This is a genomic window from Micromonospora zamorensis, from assembly GCF_900090275.1.
GTDB lineage: Bacteria > Actinomycetota > Actinomycetes > Mycobacteriales > Micromonosporaceae > Micromonospora > Micromonospora zamorensis.
Genome location: NZ_LT607755.1, coordinates 2,336,616 through 2,353,473, shown reverse-complemented (window position 1 = coordinate 2,353,473; position 16,858 = coordinate 2,336,616). Strand labels below are relative to the sequence as shown.

Here is a 16,858-nt window from a genome sequence, read left to right as displayed (position 1 = left end):
TACAGATGCTGGTACGGCCAGTTTGTACCACGGCCAGGTCTGGCCTACGAGCCCGGCTTCCGGCCGAATGGGACTTGCATTCGGCAACGTGCGGATAGACCGTCATCGACGAGTCGTGGGAGTCAATCTTGGCGTCGAGCACCCGGTCCCACGCGGCCAGACCCTACCCGACCCGGCGACGCGGTTGGAAGATCGCCGGCCGGATGCGCCTCATCGTCGCGGCACCGCTCGTCGCCGTGATCGGCTTCGCCGGTCTCGCGCTGACCGAGAGCGCACGCCAGACAGCCCGGGCCAGCGACCTGCGGGTCCTGGCCCAGGTCGGCGCCGAGGCCGGTGACCTCGCCTACCGCCTGCAACGCGAACGCATCGCCGCCGCCGACCTGCTCACCTACGGCGGGCCGGAGCAGCAGGACGCCTTCGGTGCGGAGATGGCCACCACCGACGACGCTGTCACGCGCTACCGGAGGCAGCGAGACCGGCTGTCCGCCGACGCCGAGGCCAACCGGGCTCTCCTGCGCCGCATCGACGCGGCTCTGGGCAGCCTCGCCCCGCTGCGCACCCAGGTACGCACGGCGACGCACGCCTCGGTGTCGGCGATGACCTTCAGCTACCGCATCGCCATCGCCGATTTGATCAACTTTCGGGAGACCGTCTCGCACGGCGTGGTGGACGCCCGGCTCGCCGACGGGATCCGGGCGTCGGCGGCACTGTCGAAGACGGCCGAGGCGATCGGTCAGCAGCAGGTCGCCGTGCTGCGGGCGGTCGCGGGCGGCGAGCTGACCCCGGCCATGCAACAGGACATCACCGCCGCCCGCACCAGCTACACCGAGTCGAGCCTGTCGTTCCTGGCCCTGGCCCCGGCCGAGTGGAGCCTCTGGTGGGAGCAGGCCGGCACCGGCAAGGAGGCGCTCGCCCTGCAACGGATGCAGGACGAGGTGTCCCGGGCCCAACCGGGGTCGCGGTTGCAACTGGAGACCGGCGGCTGGGTGTCCACCACCCAGACGCGTGCCGCCCGTCTGGCCGAGCTGCGGGGGCGGGTCGACGCCGCGGTCCGCGACGACGTCCGGGCCGCGCACACCGACCAGCGCCGCCGGGCCGTCGCCGAGGCGGTCGGCGTCCTCCTGGCACTCGTCCTCACCGCGCTGGTGACCTGGGCAGTCGCCCGGCAGATCACCCGGCGACTGCGTCGCCTGCGGGACGCCGCGAACGCGGTGGCGTTCGAACAGCTCCCCGCCGTGGTGGCCCAGCTCCAGCAGCCGGGCAGCGCCGCCGTCGACCCGGACAAACTGGCCCGCCAGCAGTCCAGCGCCGCACTCGAACCGTCCACCGGCGACGAGATCGGCGAGCTGGGCCAGGCGTTCAGCGCCGTCCACCAGGCCGCCGTGCGGACCGCCGCCGAGCAGGCCGTCATGCGCGCCAACACCGCCGACATCTTCATCCACCTGAGCCGCCGCGAACAGCGGCTCGTCGACGCCGTCCTGGCCCAGGTGGACCTCGTCGAACGGGACGAGACCGACCCCGACCGGCTCCACCAGCTGTACACGCTGGACAACCTGGCGACCCGGATGGGCCGCATCAACGCCAGCCTGCTGGTGCTCGGCGGCGTCGGCGTCGGTCGCGTACGACAGCGCGACGTCCCCCTGCAACAGGTGCTCCAGGCGGCGCTGTCCCAGATCGAGCACTACGCGCGGATCCGGCTCGGCATGATCGACGGCGACGTCGCCGTGGCGGCCAAGACCGTCGACGAGGTCGTGCACCTGATCGCCGAACTCATGGACAACGCGACGACGTACTCGCCGCCGGCCAGCGAGACGTGGGTGAGCGGCCGGAGCCTCGGTGACCGCGTCATCATCCAGATCAGTGACGAGGGTGTGGGGTTGTCCCCGCAACGGATGCAGCAGCTCAACGAGCTGTTGGCCCGCCCACCGGCGATCGACGTGGCCGCCGTACGGGCGATGGGGTTGGTCGTCGTGGGTCAGCTCGCGGCCCGGCTGGGCGCCACCGTCCAACTGCGACGCGGCCCCCGACGCGGCATCCTCGCCGAGGCGACGCTGCCCGCGACGATCATCCGGTCTCTGCCACCGGAGGAATACCTGCTCGCACCCGGACGGCTCTCGCGGAGGGCGGCGCGCACGGCCAATCCCCCGCCGCCCTACCAGCCGCGGCCCGAGCCCACCGCCGGGCGACCCCCGGCCGAGCGGACCCTCCCGGCGGCGCCGGTGTTCCGACCGGCTCCCCCACCCCCGGACCGGGGTGACGCGCCCACCGAGGAGCTCCTCATCTTCGAACAGGTCAACCACTGGTTCCAGAGCGACGTCGCCGAGGGCCACGACGGCCAGGAATGGTCCGGTCCAGCCGACGACGCCTGGCGCACGGCTGCCCAGGCGCACACCCCCGAGGTCGCCACCACCACCAACTCCGGCCTGCCCAAACGGCAACCGCAACGGCAACTCGTCCCCGGCGGCGTGACCGTCCCCCAGCAGCAACAACGGTCCGAGTACCGCGATCCGGCCCAGGTGGCGACGGCGATGGCCGCGTACGCGCGGGGTGTGGCGAACCGCCGGCGCACCCCGATCAACCTCGGCAACAAATGACGCGACAGGAGAGCACGTGACCGACCAACAGGATCTCGGCTGGCTGCTGGACACCTTCGCCGCGCGGGCGACCGAGGTCAGCCACGCGATCGCCATCTCCAGCGACGGTCTGATGGTGGCCGCCACCCGCGACCTGCCGCCGGACCGGGCAGACCAGTTGGCCGCGACGGGTAGCGGGCTCGTCAGCCTGCTGCGGGGCGCGGCGGCCTTCTTCGACGCCGGCGCGGTGATCTCCAACGTCACGCAGCTCGAGGGCGGCTTCATGTTCTCGATGGCCTTCAACGACGGTGCCTCGCTGCTGGTGCTCGCCGCACCCGAGTGCGACGTGGGCAAGGTCTCCTACGAGATGACCGAGCTGGCCAACCGTATCGGGGACGCCCTGACCCCCGCGGCCCGAGCGGCACTCGCCCGCAGCCGCTGACCACCCCGGCGCCCCCACGCCGGAGACCCTTCCCCTTCCTCTGGAGTCAGACATGCCTCTCACCACGCCTTGGCGCAGCCGTGCCCTCACCGCCGCGCTGCTCGCGGCCGTGCTGACCACCAGCACGGCCTGCGGCAACGACGCGCCGGGCACCAGCGCCAGCGGCTCGATAAAGATCGGCCTGCTCGCCTCGTTGTCCGGGACGTACCAGGCGGTCGGCACGGAGATCCGCGACGGCTTCCAGCTCTACCTGGACACCCACGACGGCAAACTCGGCGGTCGACAGGTCGACCTCGTCATCGCCGACGAGGGCAACGGCGCCCAGACCGCGGTCCCGGCAGCGACCAAACTGCTCAAGCAGGACCGGGTGTCCGCGCTCACCGGCATCGTCGGTGGTGGCTCCGTCGCCGGGGTCACCCCCCTGCTCGACGAGACGAAGGTGCCGCTCGTCGGTTCCAACGGGCGACCGGAACTCAAGGACGTCTCCCGGGTCTGGCACACCTCGTACCTCTCCGACGAGCCCGGGGCTGCAATCGCCCAACACGTCCGCGACAACGTGAAGGGCTCCGTCTACGCGATCGGCCCGGACTACCAGGGCGGCTGGGACGAGCTGCGGGGGTTCACCGACGCGTTCGGGAAGATCGGTGGGAAGCTCGCGAACTCCGACGGCAAGACGACCTTCACCCCGTTCCCGGCCACCACCAACTTCACCCCGTACTTCGCCCGGATCAAGGCCTCCGGCGCGGCAGCCGTCTACACGTTCTACGCCGGCAGCGCCGCTGTCGACTTCGTCAAGCAGTACGCGCAGTCCGAGATCAAGGACGTCCCGCTGTACGCGGCCGGGTTCCTCACCGAGGGCGGCGTGCTCAACGCGCAGGGCGAGGCAGCCCGGGACATCTTCTCCGTGCTGAACTACTCGCCGGACCTCGACAACGCGGAGAACCGCGCCTTCGTGGCGGCGTGGAAGGCCAAGCACGACGGCTCACCGACGACCTACGCGCTCGCCTCGTACGACGCGGCGGCGGTGCTGGACCGGGCGATCGGCGCCGCCGGAAGCGACCCGACTCCGGAGGCCATCAACACGGCCATCGGCCAGCTCGGCCAGATCGCCAGCCCGCGCGGCACCTGGCAGTTCTCCACCACCACGCACTCCCCCGTGCAGAAGTGGTATCTGCGGCAGGTCCGCCAGGACGGGCGGGCGCTGTCCAACACCGTCGTGGGTGACCTCGCGACCGTCGGCCGATGATGGTGGTGGCGGCCGGCACCAACCGGATCGATCCGTACCTGATACCGGCGCTGGACGGGGTCGCCTACGGGCTGCTCGTGTTCGTCGCCGCGTCGGGCCTGGTCTTCTGTTTCGGCGTCGCCAACATCCTCAACCTGGCGCACGGCATGCTCTACGCGATCGGCGGCTACACCGCCGCGGCGCTGCTCGACGGCGGCTGGGCGAGTCTGGCGTTGGCGCTGACGGTCGGTGTGCTGGCCGCCGCCGCGGCGGGTGTGCTCCTGGCCGGCCTGCTCGCACCGGTCGCCGCCGGTAACCATCTGAGCCAGGCGCTGCTGACGTTCGGTGTGGCGCTGGCCGGCGGCAGCCTGCTCGTCGCCGGCTTCGGTCCCGACGATCCGCAGGTCCTGGTGCCCGCGGCCCTGGAGGGGTCGGTGGTGGTCGCCGGTCACCGCTACGCCGCGTACCGGTTGGTCTTCATCGTCGTCGCCGCGGTGATCGCCGCCGCGCTCTACCTCGTCATGCGACGCACCAGGGCCGGCATGCTGGTCCGGGCGGCCGTCGACGACCCCGAGATGGTCGCCTGTCTGGGCGTGAGTCCCGCGCGGATCCGTGCCGGCGTGCTCGCCGCCGCCGGCGCGCTGGCCGGTGCGGCCGGCGTGCTGGGCGCGCCGATCATCGGCCCCGGCACGGACACCGCCGACACCGTGCTGCTGCTGTCCCTGGTGGTCGTCGTCCTCGGCGGGCTCGGGTCGATGGGCGGCACCCTGCTGGCCGCTCTCGCTATCGGCGAGATCCAGACGCTGGGAGTGGCGCTGCTGCCGTCCGCCGCACCGTTCCTGCTGTTCGCCGCCATGGCGGCGGTGCTGGCTGTGCGGGCGCGTGGCCTGGCCAGCAGGTGGAGGGCGGCATGAGGGACGAGGTGATCCGGCGCGCGCGGGGCGCTGTGGCGGCCCTGGCCCTGGCCGGCCTGGTCGTGGCGCCCTGGGTGGTGGACGACTACACCACGGCGATCCTCGCCCGGACGCTGGCGCTGGCCCTGGTCGGGGTGAGCGTCGCCCTGCTCACCGGCGTCGCCGGCATGCCCACCCTCGGCCAGACCGCACCGTACGCGGCGGGCGCCTACGCGTGCGCGGTGGTCGGCAGCCGGATCTCCGATGTCGGCGTCGTGCAACTCGTCGTCGCGGCGGCCGCCGGGGCGGTGCTGGCCGCGCTCACCGTGCCGCTCGTCGTCCACGCCCGAGGGGTGATCGTCCTGATGATCACGTTGGCGATCGGTGAACTCGCCGTCACCGTCCTCGGCCGCTGGCGGTCGGTGACGGGTGGCACTGACGGGTTGGCCGGCATCGCCGCGGTCCGCCCGTTCTGGGGGCTCCCGGTCCTGGCCAACGACCAGGCCCGTTACCTGTACGCCCTGGTCGTCGTGACCGTGCTGGTCGGCGCGGTGCTGTTGCTGCTGCGTACCCGGGCGGGGCTGCTGCTGCGGGCCGGCCGGGACGACGAGACGCGGCTGCGGGCCAGCGGTCACCGGGTGCCGCTCTACCTGTCCGGAGCGCACATGGCCGCCGGGGCGATAGCCGGCGCGGCCGGCTCGCTCCTGGTCGTCGCCCAGCAGTACATCTCCCCCGCCGATTTCGGCTTCGACACCTCCGCGCTGCTGCTGCTCGGTGTCGTCATCGGTGGCACCGCCTCGGTCGGCGGCGCCCTGGTGGGCGCGGCGCTGGTCATCGCCGTACGGGACTGGTTGTTCGGGGTGCTGCCCGGCCACGCGCCGCTGGTGCTGGGCGCGCTGTTCGTCGCGACGGTCTACCTGCTGCCCACCGGCACGCACCGGGCACGGGGCCGGTGGCGTCTGCCGAGCGCGCCGGCGACTCAGCCGGACGCGCCACCCGCCCGTGACCAGGCCACAGTCCCGGAGCTGCACCGATGACCGGTCTGCTGAACGTCGAGGAGGTCAGCGTGCGGTACGGCTCGCTGGCCGCGCTGGCCGGCGTGGACCTGTGCATCCACGACGGTCAGCGGCACGCGCTGATCGGCCCCAACGGAGCCGGCAAGACGACACTGCTCAACGTGATCGGCGGGTCCACGAAACCCCAGCGCGGCAGGGTGATCTTCAACGGACGCGACCTCGGTCGGCTCGGCCCGGCGGCCCGGGCCCGACGAGGTATCAACCGCATCCACCAGCGACCCGCCGTCTTTCCGACACTCACCGCGATGGAGAACGTGGTGGTCGCCGCGCTGCCCCGGCTCACGCCCCACCGCAGGTGGTGGCCGGGTGGACGTCGGCGCATCGCGCAACACCGGGCGGGCCCGCTGCTGGATCAGATGGGCCTCGCCGACGTCGCGACGGTGCCGGCCGGGCACCTCGCACACGGCCAACGACGCCAGTTGGAGATCGCCATGGCCCTTGCCGGTCGCCCTCGCCTGCTGCTCCTCGACGAACCGGCGGCCGGGCTGTCCGCCGTCGAGGTCGGCCGGCTCGTCGAGTTGCTCCAGGCGCTGCCCAGAGCGGTCGCCGTATTGCTTGTCGAACATCGACTGGACCTGGTGTACGCGCTCTCCGACACCGTCACCGTCCTACGCGACGGTCGGACGTTGGCCGCCGGCACGCCGGACGAGATCCGTACCTCGCCGCTGGTGCGGCAGGCCTACGCCGACGGGGTGGCGTGATGCTGTCGGTGGATCGCCTGTGCGCCGGCTACGCCGGAGGGATCGTGTTGCACGAGGTCAGCCTGCGGGTCCGCCCGGGCAGCATCCAGGCCGTGGTGGGTCGCAACGGCGCGGGCAAGAGCACGCTCGTGCACACGATCGCCGGGTTGGTGCGAGCCTCCAGTGGTCGCATCGAGATCGGCGGTGTGCACGTGGCCGGTCGGCAACCGCATCGCATCGCCCAGTCCGGCGTCGGTCTCGTCCCGCAGGGCCGGCGGGTCTTCTCCCGGTTGACCGTGGCCGAGCACCTGCACCTGGCGGCCGCGCCGTGGCGGGCACCCGTCTCCGGTGGCGAGGGCTGGACGGTGGCTCGGACCCTCGAACTGCTGCCGAGGTTGGCGGCACGGCTGCGACACCGCGGCTGCGAACTCTCCGGCGGCGAGCAGCAGATGCTGGCGATAGCGCGGGCGCTCCTCGGCCAACCACGGGTGCTGCTGCTCGACGAGCCGTGTGAGGGCCTCTCACCTGATCTGGCGGCGCGGGTGCGTGAGCTGGTCAACGGTCTCGCCGCCGACGGCCTGACCGTGCTGCTCGTGGAACAGCAGCTCCAGCACGCGATCGACGTCGCGGACCGGGTGGCGGTGCTGGAGTACGGCCGGGTGGTCTACGACCGTCCGACGGCCGAGGCGCGCGTCGACCCGGCCCCACTGGCGGCGATGTTGAGCGTCGCCGCCGCCCCACCGCCGCCGCCCAACCGACCGGCCCCTCGGCTCTGGGCCGACACCCCCACGTCACCCGACCCCTCGGAGAGGTAGACACCCGATGGCAACCGCTTCCAGCGATGGCACTTACACGTTCGACAACGGCCAACCGGACGCCGTTCCCCAGATGCAGGCGCTGGAGTCCTTCCTGGACCCGATCACGACGCGTCGACTGGCCCAACCGGTGCTGCGACCGGGAGCGACCTGCTGGGAAGTCGGGGCGGGCGGCGGCTCGATGGCCCGGCGGATCGCCCGCGCGGTCGGCGACGACGGCCACGTGCTGGCCACCGACATCGACCCCACGCACCTCGCGGCGGAGGGCAACCTGCACGTACGCCGGCACGACGTGCGCACCGAACCGCCACCCGGGGACGCGTTCGACCTGATCCACGCCCGGCTGGTGCTGCTGCACCTCCCCGACCGGCGACGGGTCCTGCGTACGCTCACCGGCGCGCTGGCTCCCGGCGGGTGGCTGGTGGTCGAGGAGTTCGACTGCACCGCGCCGCTGCGGGTGCTGACCGCACCGACCGACGACGCCGCGAAGCTCTTCGCGCAGGTCATGGACGCCATGATGGGTGTCCTGGCGGACCACGGCGCCGACCTCGGGTGGGCGCAGGACGTGCACACCGAGATGGCCCTCGCCGGTCTGACCGACCTGGACACCATCACCCACTCGCAGAGCTGGGCTGGCGGCTCGACCGGAGCGTCGCTCTACGAGACGAACTCCCGCCAGCTGGAACCGGACCTGCTCGCCGCGGGGCTGTCACCCAACCAGCTGAACGCCTTCCGGCGGCTGGTCCGCGATCCCGGGTTCGCCGTCATGTCGTACCACTTCGTCTCCACGCGGGGTCGCCTGCCGAAATGAGCAACCGCACCGGCCGGGCTCCCCGCCAGGGAGCCCGGCCGCCGCGTGCTCGCGGGTCAGTGGTGGTGGCCCTCCACCACCCGGTAGGTGCGCAGGTTCGGGTCCGCCTTGATCTGCGCCTCGGTGTACTTGATCGTGTCCCAGCCCTTGCCCGAGTAGAGCGCGGTCTGGTCGCCGTACCAGGGTGAGTTCGGGTTGGTCGACTGGGAGTAGGTGAGGATCTGGCGCCCGGACGGCCCGTGCGGGCCCAGCTCCACGGCCATCACGAACGACGAGCCGTGCACCACCTTCGGGTAGCCGACGCCGGGCACCCGGTTGTTGACGATCATGTTGAAGATGCCGGCCTCGGCGCGCCCGCCGTGAATCGGAATACGCCGGTCGCCGCGCTGCTCGGTCTGGACGTCGCCGAGACGCGCGTCGAGCGGGATGCCAGCGAGCCGCTGTACGGCGTCGGCGAGCGCGGTACGTACGCCCGGGTTGGCGGTGTCGAGCCGGCGTGGCGTGTGCACCGGGTCGCTGACGGCGAAGGGCTCCGCGAAGCGCAGCCCGTTGGCCAGGGCGAACTCGGTGAACAGGTGTGCTCCGCGGCTGTCCAGGTCGGCGTGCAGATCCCAGCGGGCCAGTGTCGTGCAGGCGGCGCGCAGGTCGACCGTCGCGCCGTTCGAGGCGGTCCCGGTCGGCTGGGCGGTGCAGAGCGCCACCAGGTCGTCGCGGACCAGTTCGCCGCCGTACACCCGGTTGCCGAAGACGGTCCGCCACAGACGGTCGGTGGTGAACCCGCGGCCGGGTAGCCCGTCGGTGCCGTCGAGGCGCTGCTGCACCTGGTCGAGGCCGAGACGGGTACGCAGGCTGCGGGGGGTGCGTTCGTCACCGATGATCCGCGCGTAGCCCTCCAACGGGGCCTCGGGGTTGGCGAGCCAGAAGCTGTCGTTGGAGTTGGTGACGTAGTCGGTGCGGAAGCGGACGGGCAGGTTCGCGGGGCCGAGGATGCCGGGCACGGCGGCGTCCGGGTCGGCGCCGAGCGCGCAGGCCGACCGGGAGCCGTCCAGGACAGCCTGGCCGCTGCTGGCGTAGAGCGGCTGGAACGGTGCCGGAATGCAGGCGGCGGCGAGGGCGTCGGTCACCCGGGGCACGACCGAGTGGTCGGCGTAGAGCGCCTCGCCCCTGGCGTCGGCGGCGATCACGTTGACCCAGGGCAGGAACTGGTAACGGTCGAGTACGCGCTTGAGGTCCCGGACCGTCTCGGCGCGGCCCATCTGCAGCCAGCCGTCGAAGGCCCGGTTGTTGGTCGCGTTGATGTCGGTGATGGCGTACGCGGTGCTGGCGGTCCAGTCGAAGCTGCCGGGCACCACCACGACCGGCCCGAAGTGGGTGTCGTGGAAGGTCCGGCTGACCGGCACCGTGCCGCCGTTCGGGCCGGGCACCCGCACCGTGACGGTGCGGGTGGTCATCTTCCGTGGTTGACCGTCCACGTAGTAGGAGGTGGGGTCGCCGGGGACCAGCGCGAGGCGGTGCCAGACGAACCGGCGAGCGGTGGAGACGGTGTGGCTCCAGGCGAGGGTGCGGTTGTGCCCGATCTCGATGATCGGGTCGCCGATCAGCGCGGCGCCCTCGACGTCGTAGCGGCCGGGCACCTTGAGGTGCATGCGGTAGAAGCGTTCCGCGCCCTCCCATGGGAAGTGCGGGTTGGCCAGCACCATGCCGCCCCGGTTGGCGGTCGCCGCCTCGCCCAGCCCGTACGCGTTGCTGCCCACCCCGGCGGGTGCGCCGTCGACCGACGCGAGCACGGCGGCCGCACCGGTCGCGTCCTGGACGGCCGCCGGGCCGGTGGCGGTGGGCGGGGCGGCGGCGACGATCCCGTCGAGCAGCGCCCCTGAGCCAGCCCGGATCATGCTGTCCCAGGTGGTACGCCAGATGTCCAGCTCGGTCAGCGGGCGAACCCACGGCTTGGCCCGGCATGCCGGGTCGGTGAGCCTCGCCGCGCCGGTGCGGCGCAGGTAGGAGTTGTAGCCGGCGACGAAGCCGCGAATCTGGTCACGGACGTCGTTGGACGGGGAGTGCACGCCGTCGCGGCGACCGTCGAGCAGCCGCTCCACCGTCCGATCCTCGATGGCCTTGCGGAAGAACAGGTCGCTGCGCACGTTCGCGTCGGTCGGGCCGGTCGCGCCGAAGTAGCGGGAGCGCTCGCCGCTGACCGTCACCGCCTTCTCCGCGATGACGCACAGGTTGTCCTCCGCCTGAACGTACCCGATCCCGAAGCCGAGGTTGGCGTAGCTCGTGGCGGTGATGTGCGGGACGCCGTACGACGCGCGTCGGATCTCGGCCGAGTAGCCCCGGTCGCGCTGGTGCGCGCCGGCCGGGGGCCCGCTCAGGCCCACCAGGACCAGGCCCAGGACCACCCCCGCCGCGCCGAGGCGTGTTGATGCTGTCACCGGTTCTCCCCCCGTCGCCCCCGAGCGCCGCTGCCCGAGGGACATTCACGTTGGTCGCCATTCTCGTCACTGCCGTGCCACCTCGTACACCCCCGGCGCGCCGACCGCGCGCCGAGCTGCGGCCAGCGGCCGTCCGCCGCGAGGTCGCACGGGCTCGGCCGCCTCAGCTAGCCGACTCAGCCGGGCCCTCGCTCACCGAGGAATCGACTCCTGGTCGGCCAGGACGATCAGGTCGTCGGCGCGGGCCGACTGCGGCGCCGTCGCCGCGTCGGGCCACACGAGATAGCCCACCGGCGGACCCGACGACCCCCACGTGGCCTCGATGATCGTGGCCAACCCCACGTCGTCCGGATGTCTGCGCAGGCGTACCCGGGTGCCCGGCGCGTGTCCGTCGTCGGCGACGATGAGCAGCGCGTCGAGGATCTGCCGGACGCCGGCGACGGGCAGCCCCGGCACGTACGGCTCGCCCGCGTACCCGATCCGCGGCGTCATCATCGTGCGGAGGAGCGCGGCCTGCCGGATCGCTTCCTGGCGGATCTGCCAGTCCGCGGTGTGCTCGGCGACGGCCAGCGCCGCCTCGATGACCGACCAGAGCGCCAGGGGCTCCCGATCGAGCACCCGGCGGGCCTCGCGGTCGACCTCGGCGCAGGCCGTGTCGAGCGCGGTGTCCTCGCCCAGCTCCGCGATCCAGACGAGATCCCCCACCTCGGGCAGCAGCCCCGGGGACTCGGCCGCGATCACCACGTACACCATCGCGAGCAGTTCCACCCGGCCCTCGCCGTGATAGAGCGCGCCCACCCCGCTGCCGGTACGACCACGGCTGGGCGGGAACCGCTCGGCGAGGTGCTGCGCGCGGCCATGAGGCAGGACCGCGGCCCGCCTGGTGTCCGAAACCCGTTCGTCGAACGACCGCCGCTCACGGCGTTCGACGAGCAGTTGGCGATGCGGATCGAACCCGATCGGATAGATCGTCCGCCCGTACGTGGCGAGGGTTTCGCCGGGTCGCAGCCCCACCGACTCAAGGTGGCGTGCAGCCACCGAGTAGGCGACACCGGCCTGGGCGGCGTGCTCCCGGATGGCGCGCTTGCGGGCACGTCCCGGGGTGGGGGTCCGCCGTGGTTGGTGATCAGACATGACGCCTCCGGTGCAGCCCCACGCACTCCACCGAGCAGGCGGCGTGGCTGGCACGCCGGGAGTCGACACAGCGGCGCGGAGTCGGAGACTCTTGGCCCCAGCATGCGGTCGGGCGTGGGCCACCACATCGGGCGCGGGCAGGCGCTCTGCCGCCGCCAGCATATCGCGACTTCGACCGCCGGTGTGGCAGCGCAAGCACTGGCCGGCCCGCACGCGGAAGTCGAGTCCGCACCGCGAGCCGGCCGACGCCAAGCGGTCACCTCGGGACGTGGAAGCGCAGGTGCGTGACGTGCGGTGATTCGATCACCGCGGTGCGTTCGAGTTCGATGTGGTCGGTGCCGAGGTGGTCGAACAGGCGGGTGCCGGTGCCGAGGAACACCGGTACGAGTTGCACGTGGATCTCGTCCACCAGCCCGGCCCGGACGAACTGTTGTGCTGTGGTGGGCCCGCCCATGATGAGGACGTTCCGGTCGCCTGCTGCCTGGCGCGCCTGGCTCAGCGTGCTGTGGAGGCCGTCGTTCACGAACGTGAAGACGTCGCTCCTCATCCGCAACGGGTCGCGCGACTCGTGCGTGACCACGAAGCACGGCACCGGAAACGGAGTGTCCTGCCACAGGTCCACACCGACATCGAACGTCCGTTTGCCGATCACCACGGCCCCGGTCGTGGCATGACGCTCTCGTACCTGCGCGGCGTCGACCCCGACCGGGGTGACGCCGTCAGCCGCAACAGCGCGATCCCCGTCGGCCTGGAACAGCCACTCGTGCAGCCGCTCGCCGCCTCTGCCCATCGGTTGTCCGGCGGTGACGTCAGGGCCGGCGGCGAAGCCGTCCAACGACACGCTCATGCTCAACACCGTGCTGCCCATCGGTGCCCCTCAACGTTGAAGCTGCGCCATCTTGGAACCGACCACGCCGCCCTGCCAGCGGAAGAGGTCACGCAGCAGGGAAATCTCGGCGCCGTGATGGATCAGCTCCCTGTTGACGTGCAGGACGATGCCCTCCATGGGAAACCGTTCGGGACCCACAGTCGGCGGATTCTCCAGGTCGGCGTCCGAGAGCTCGCGGACCCCCGCGTTCCATCTCCCGTACATCTCATCGAGCTGTTTCAGCGCCTCGTCAGCGGTCCCCGCGTAGGCGAATGTCCGGGAGTCGACATCCTGGCCGCCGAAGTGCCATCCGACCCGATAACCCAGGCAGGAGACGATGATGTGCGCCAGCCGCCAGGCAATCGTGGTCACCGGCGCCGGGACCGGGTCAGGGGACGCGGAGTCCATCGCCCATTCCCCCGAACCTGCCGACATCGGTGTGGCCGACGTGCCACGTGGACGGATGCTCCAGCAGCCACGCACCGGCTCCCAGAAATACTCCTCATCGGCAAGACCGTGCAGCCGCGGCCGCAGGTTCTTCTGCCAGTGCCGGTCCAGCTGGTCCGCGATTCGCTCGCTTCTTGTCACTTCCGCAACCTACACACAACGGAGACCTGGCTACGACCCTCGCGAACGCCGTCGCCGGCCGGTCTGCGCCGTAGCGGCTCGTGCACGGGGACAGCCGGGTGACCTCATTGACCTCAACATGACTTGAGGTTTTAGGGTCGCTCAGTCGAACACTCCCAGGAGGCACCCGTGGCAACCCAGCGCCTGTCCGACGCCGAACTCGCGACGCAGCCCGCCGCGTACTGGACCGGCGTGGCCTACGAGTCCCTCATCGCCTTCACGCGGGCTCGCCACGCCGAGTTCGGCTTCACCCAGCCCCAGTTCTGGCTGCTCCGCAACCTGTCGGGCAACGACATCTCACCCGACGGGTACGGCATGACCATCGCCGAGCTTGAATCGGCGATGAGCACCTACCTGAGGTCCGAGGACGATCTGGAGGCCGAGGCCGGCGTTCTGCTGGATCGGGGTTGGCTCACCCGGGACGACCACGAGCGACTGTGGATCACCGAGGCGGGTGAGGCGGCCCGCGTCGACCTCAAGCAGCATGCTCCGGCGATCCGCGCCCGCATCCATCAGGGAATCGACGACGCCGACTACGTGACGGCACTGAGGGTGCTCCGGCAGATGATCCGGAACACGGACGGCCCGGCGGTCTGACTCGCGGCACCCGTGTCAGCCGGTGTCGGTGGCTTGTCAGGGCGGTGTCAGCCAACCCGCGCAGGCTGCACGCATGACAGCTGACCTGGTGATCGAGGCCGAGGGCCTCGTGAAGAACTTCGGGAAGACGAGGGCCCTGCAGGGCGTGGACCTCACCGTTCCCCGCGGGACGGTGCTCGGGGTGCTCGGCCCCAACGGCGCCGGCAAGACCACCGCCGTGCGCATCCTCTCCACCCTGCTGACCCCGGACGGCGGGACCGCCCGAATCGGCGGTTTCGACGTGGTACGGGACGCCGAGCGCGTCCGGCAGAGCATCGGCCTCACCGGCCAGTACGCCTCGGTCGACGAGGACCTGACCGGGCGGCAGAACCTGGAACTGTTCGGCACCCTGCTGGAGCTGGGGCGCACCGGCGCCCGGCGGCGGGCCGCCGAACTGCTCGACTGGTTCGACCTGACCGACGCCGCGAACCGGCAGGCCAAGACCTACTCAGGTGGCATGCGGCGGCGGCTGGACCTGGCCGCCAACCTGGTCGGCTCTCCCGACGTGATCTTCCTGGACGAGCCGACGACCGGGCTCGACCCGGCCAAGCGCGAGGACATGTGGGACGTGGTCCGCTCCCTGGTCGGCAACGGCTCGACGGTCCTGCTCACGACCCAGTACCTGGAGGAGGCCGACGCGCTCGCCGATGCGATCACGGTGATCGACCACGGCCGGGTCATCGCGCACGACACCCCCGAAGGGCTCAAGCGGGTGGTCGGCGGGCAGACCCTGGAGGTCCGGCCGGCCGATTCGGCGCACCTGGCCCGCACCGCGGGAATCCTGACCCAGGTCGGCTCCGGCGCGCAGGCCGACGAGATCCGCAAGGGCGTGCTCGCGGTGTCGGTCACCGACGACGCGGCCCTGACCGAGAGCGTCGCGCGCTTCGCCGCCGCCGGCATCGCGGTCACCGAACTCTCCCTGCACCTGCCGAGCCTCGACGAGGTGTTCTTCACCCTCACCGGGCGTACGGCGTCCGTTGACGACACCACCCGCCCCACGGAGGTCGCGGCATGAGCACTCTGATCGACACGGCACCCACGAGAAGCCGCGCGCTCTCGACAACGACCCCGAACCCCCGCCCGTTCCGGCTGGTCCGGCACTCGTTGGCGCTGGCCAAGCGCAGCCTCATCAAGACCTGGCGCACGCCCGAGGCGCTCATCGACGTCACGCTGCAACCGGTGCTGTTCCTCATCATCTTCGTGTACATCTTCGGCGGCGCGGTCGCCGGATCGACCCACGACTACCTTCAGTTCCTGCTGCCCGGCATCCTGGCGCAGACCATCGCCACCGGTGCCATCGCGATCGGCGTCAACCTCAACACCGACATCGCCAAGGGCATCTTCGACCGGTTCCGGTCCCTGCCGATCCCCCGCTCCGCACCACTGGTCGGCGCGGTCCTCGGCGACGTCGTCCGGTACGTGATCGTCACGGTCTCGACCCTCGCGATCGGCTACCTGATGGGTTTCCGGATCGACACCGACCTGTTCCGGGCGATCGCCGGGTGTCTGCTCGCGGTGCTGTTCGCGCTCTGCCTGAGCTGGCTGCCGGTCTTCGTGTCGATGAAGGTGCGCACCCCGGGTGCCGTACAGGGTCTGATGTTCGCGCTGATCATGCCGTTGAGCTTCGCGTCGAACGTGTTCGTCGGCGCCGACACGCTGCCGGGCTGGATGCAGGCGTTCGTGGACGTCAACCCGATGACCCACCTGGTGGCGTCGGTACGCGGACTGTTCCTCGGCACGCCGGTCGGCAACCACGTGTGGTGGACGCTCGCCTGGTGCGCCGGCTTCGTCGCGGTGTTCATGCCGCTGGCGCTGCGCGCGTACCGCAAGAAGATCTGACCTGGTCACGGCGTCGGCACCTCGACCTGCCGACGCCGTGGCCGAATGCTGGCCCGGCTGGATTCACCGCCGACGGCAGCAACACCCGGACGGCGTCAGTCGTCGCGCCCGACACCACGATCGGGCGCGGACATGTCGCCCGTCCGGGGTGTGCCGTCGGCGATCCCGTAGCGCAGGTGAACGGTGCCCTTCGGACTGGCGACCGGCGGTTCGAGGAGCGTCACGTTGGTGGGCACCGCGCCGCCGTCGAACACCTTCTTTCCGACACCGAGCACGATCGGGTGCACCCAGAGGTCGAGTCGGTCGAAGAGTTGCTCGCGCAGCAGGGTCTGCACCAGGTTCAGGCTGCCGACGACCTTGATGTGCTGGTGCCGGTCACGGATCTCGCGCACCGCGCCGGCCAGATCCGGGCCGAGCTGTGTGGAGCCGGCCCAGGAGAGGTCGGGTGCGCCCCGGGAGGCCACGTACTTGGGGATGCGGTTGAAGAGGTTGGCGATGGCGTTGTCCTCGCCGCCCTCCTGGTGCGGCCAGTAGGCGGCGAAGATGTCGTAGGTCCGCCGACCGAGCAGCAGGGCGTCCGTGCCCTCGTACGCGGCGGCGACCTGCGCCCCGGCGACCTCGTCGAGCAGGGGCGCCTGCCAACCGCCGAACGCGAACCCCTCCGGGTCCTCCTCGGGGCCGCCAGGCGACTGCCCGACCAGGTCGAGGGTGGCGAACAGCTCGATGTGGATGAGGCCCATGCCCTGCTCCCGATGAGTTCGTCGGCCGGCCGGAAGGTGGACCAGCGGCTCACCAGCACACCGGTCC

The 16,858-nt window shown here is 71.5% G+C and carries 16 protein-coding genes; 11 read left to right on the top strand and 5 right to left on the bottom strand.

Annotation, left to right across the window (positions count from 1 at the left end; all coding sequences use genetic code 11):
- Positions 1–203: 203 nt before the first annotated feature.
- Genes GA0070619_RS33370 through GA0070619_RS09900 form a run of 8 tightly spaced genes read left to right on the top strand, consistent with a single transcriptional unit; the run spans position 204 to position 8,515 of the window.
- A complete protein-coding gene (locus tag GA0070619_RS33370) occupies positions 204–2,594 on the top strand; it encodes a sensor histidine kinase (RefSeq protein WP_172862014.1) in 2,391 nt (796 codons plus the stop codon).
- A gap of 16 nt (positions 2,595–2,610) precedes the next feature.
- Positions 2,611–3,015, top strand: coding sequence for a roadblock/LC7 domain-containing protein (locus GA0070619_RS09930; RefSeq protein WP_088947795.1), 405 nt, complete (start codon positions 2,611–2,613; stop codon positions 3,013–3,015).
- A 52-nt stretch (positions 3,016–3,067) separates the two neighbouring features.
- Positions 3,068–4,261, top strand: coding sequence for an ABC transporter substrate-binding protein (locus GA0070619_RS09925; protein WP_088947794.1), 1,194 nt, complete (start codon positions 3,068–3,070; stop codon positions 4,259–4,261).
- The gene (locus tag GA0070619_RS09920; protein ID WP_088947793.1) at positions 4,258–5,154 is read left to right on the top strand and encodes a branched-chain amino acid ABC transporter permease; all 897 of its coding nucleotides are present in this window, start codon (positions 4,258–4,260) and stop codon (positions 5,152–5,154) included. The genes GA0070619_RS09925 and GA0070619_RS09920 overlap by 4 nt, the downstream gene beginning before the upstream one ends.
- Positions 5,151–6,170 (top strand): branched-chain amino acid ABC transporter permease, encoded by a 1,020-nt coding sequence (locus GA0070619_RS09915; protein WP_157743965.1) that lies wholly within the window; start codon positions 5,151–5,153, stop codon positions 6,168–6,170. Before GA0070619_RS09920 ends, GA0070619_RS09915 begins: the two co-directional genes overlap by 4 nt.
- Positions 6,167–6,910: an ABC transporter ATP-binding protein gene (locus GA0070619_RS09910; protein WP_088951676.1), complete on the top strand. Its 744-nt coding sequence runs from the start codon at positions 6,167–6,169 to the stop codon at positions 6,908–6,910. Before GA0070619_RS09915 ends, GA0070619_RS09910 begins: the two co-directional genes overlap by 4 nt.
- The gene (locus GA0070619_RS09905; protein WP_088947791.1) at positions 6,910–7,704 is read left to right on the top strand and encodes an ABC transporter ATP-binding protein; all 795 of its coding nucleotides are present in this window, start codon (positions 6,910–6,912) and stop codon (positions 7,702–7,704) included. Before GA0070619_RS09910 ends, GA0070619_RS09905 begins: the two co-directional genes overlap by 1 nt.
- 7 nt (positions 7,705–7,711) lie before the next feature.
- Positions 7,712–8,515, top strand: a complete 804-nt coding sequence (locus tag GA0070619_RS09900; protein WP_088947790.1) for a class I SAM-dependent methyltransferase — start codon at positions 7,712–7,714, stop codon at positions 8,513–8,515.
- Positions 8,516–8,571: 56 nt separating this feature from the next.
- Here the strand turns inward: GA0070619_RS09900 and GA0070619_RS09895 are convergent, their stop codons facing one another.
- The 4 genes from GA0070619_RS09895 to GA0070619_RS09880 form a co-directional block, all read right to left on the bottom strand.
- Complete coding sequence (locus GA0070619_RS09895; protein WP_231927359.1) at positions 8,572–10,947, bottom strand: acylase; 2,376 nt, start codon at positions 10,945–10,947, stop codon at positions 8,572–8,574.
- 192 nt (positions 10,948–11,139) lie between these two features.
- Positions 11,140–12,081: a hypothetical protein gene (locus tag GA0070619_RS09890; RefSeq protein WP_088947788.1), complete on the bottom strand. Its 942-nt coding sequence runs from the start codon at positions 12,079–12,081 to the stop codon at positions 11,140–11,142.
- A gap of 256 nt (positions 12,082–12,337) precedes the next feature.
- Positions 12,338–12,928, bottom strand: coding sequence for a dihydrofolate reductase family protein (locus GA0070619_RS09885; protein ID WP_197699628.1), 591 nt, complete (start codon positions 12,926–12,928; stop codon positions 12,338–12,340).
- 30 nt (positions 12,929–12,958) lie between these two features.
- Complete coding sequence (locus GA0070619_RS09880; protein ID WP_088947786.1) at positions 12,959–13,537, bottom strand: DinB family protein; 579 nt, start codon at positions 13,535–13,537, stop codon at positions 12,959–12,961.
- A 168-nt stretch (positions 13,538–13,705) separates the two neighbouring features.
- On the opposite strand from GA0070619_RS09880, the gene GA0070619_RS09875 reads away from it, so the two are divergent.
- The 3 genes from GA0070619_RS09875 to GA0070619_RS09865 all read left to right on the top strand — a co-directional run bounded on the left by GA0070619_RS09875 (position 13,706) and on the right by GA0070619_RS09865 (position 16,051).
- The gene (locus tag GA0070619_RS09875; RefSeq protein WP_088947785.1) at positions 13,706–14,173 is read left to right on the top strand and encodes a MarR family winged helix-turn-helix transcriptional regulator; all 468 of its coding nucleotides are present in this window, start codon (positions 13,706–13,708) and stop codon (positions 14,171–14,173) included.
- Between the two features lie 73 nt (positions 14,174–14,246).
- Positions 14,247–15,227, top strand: coding sequence for an ATP-binding cassette domain-containing protein (locus GA0070619_RS09870; RefSeq protein WP_088947784.1), 981 nt, complete (start codon positions 14,247–14,249; stop codon positions 15,225–15,227).
- Positions 15,224–16,051, top strand: coding sequence for an ABC transporter permease (locus GA0070619_RS09865; protein WP_088947783.1), 828 nt, complete (start codon positions 15,224–15,226; stop codon positions 16,049–16,051). The genes GA0070619_RS09870 and GA0070619_RS09865 overlap by 4 nt, the downstream gene beginning before the upstream one ends.
- Positions 16,052–16,146: 95 nt before the next feature.
- Here GA0070619_RS09865 and GA0070619_RS09860 read toward each other — a convergent pair whose 3' ends face one another.
- A complete protein-coding gene (locus tag GA0070619_RS09860; protein WP_088947782.1) occupies positions 16,147–16,791 on the bottom strand; it encodes a dihydrofolate reductase family protein in 645 nt (214 codons plus the stop codon).
- Positions 16,792–16,858: the final 67 nt, after the last annotated feature.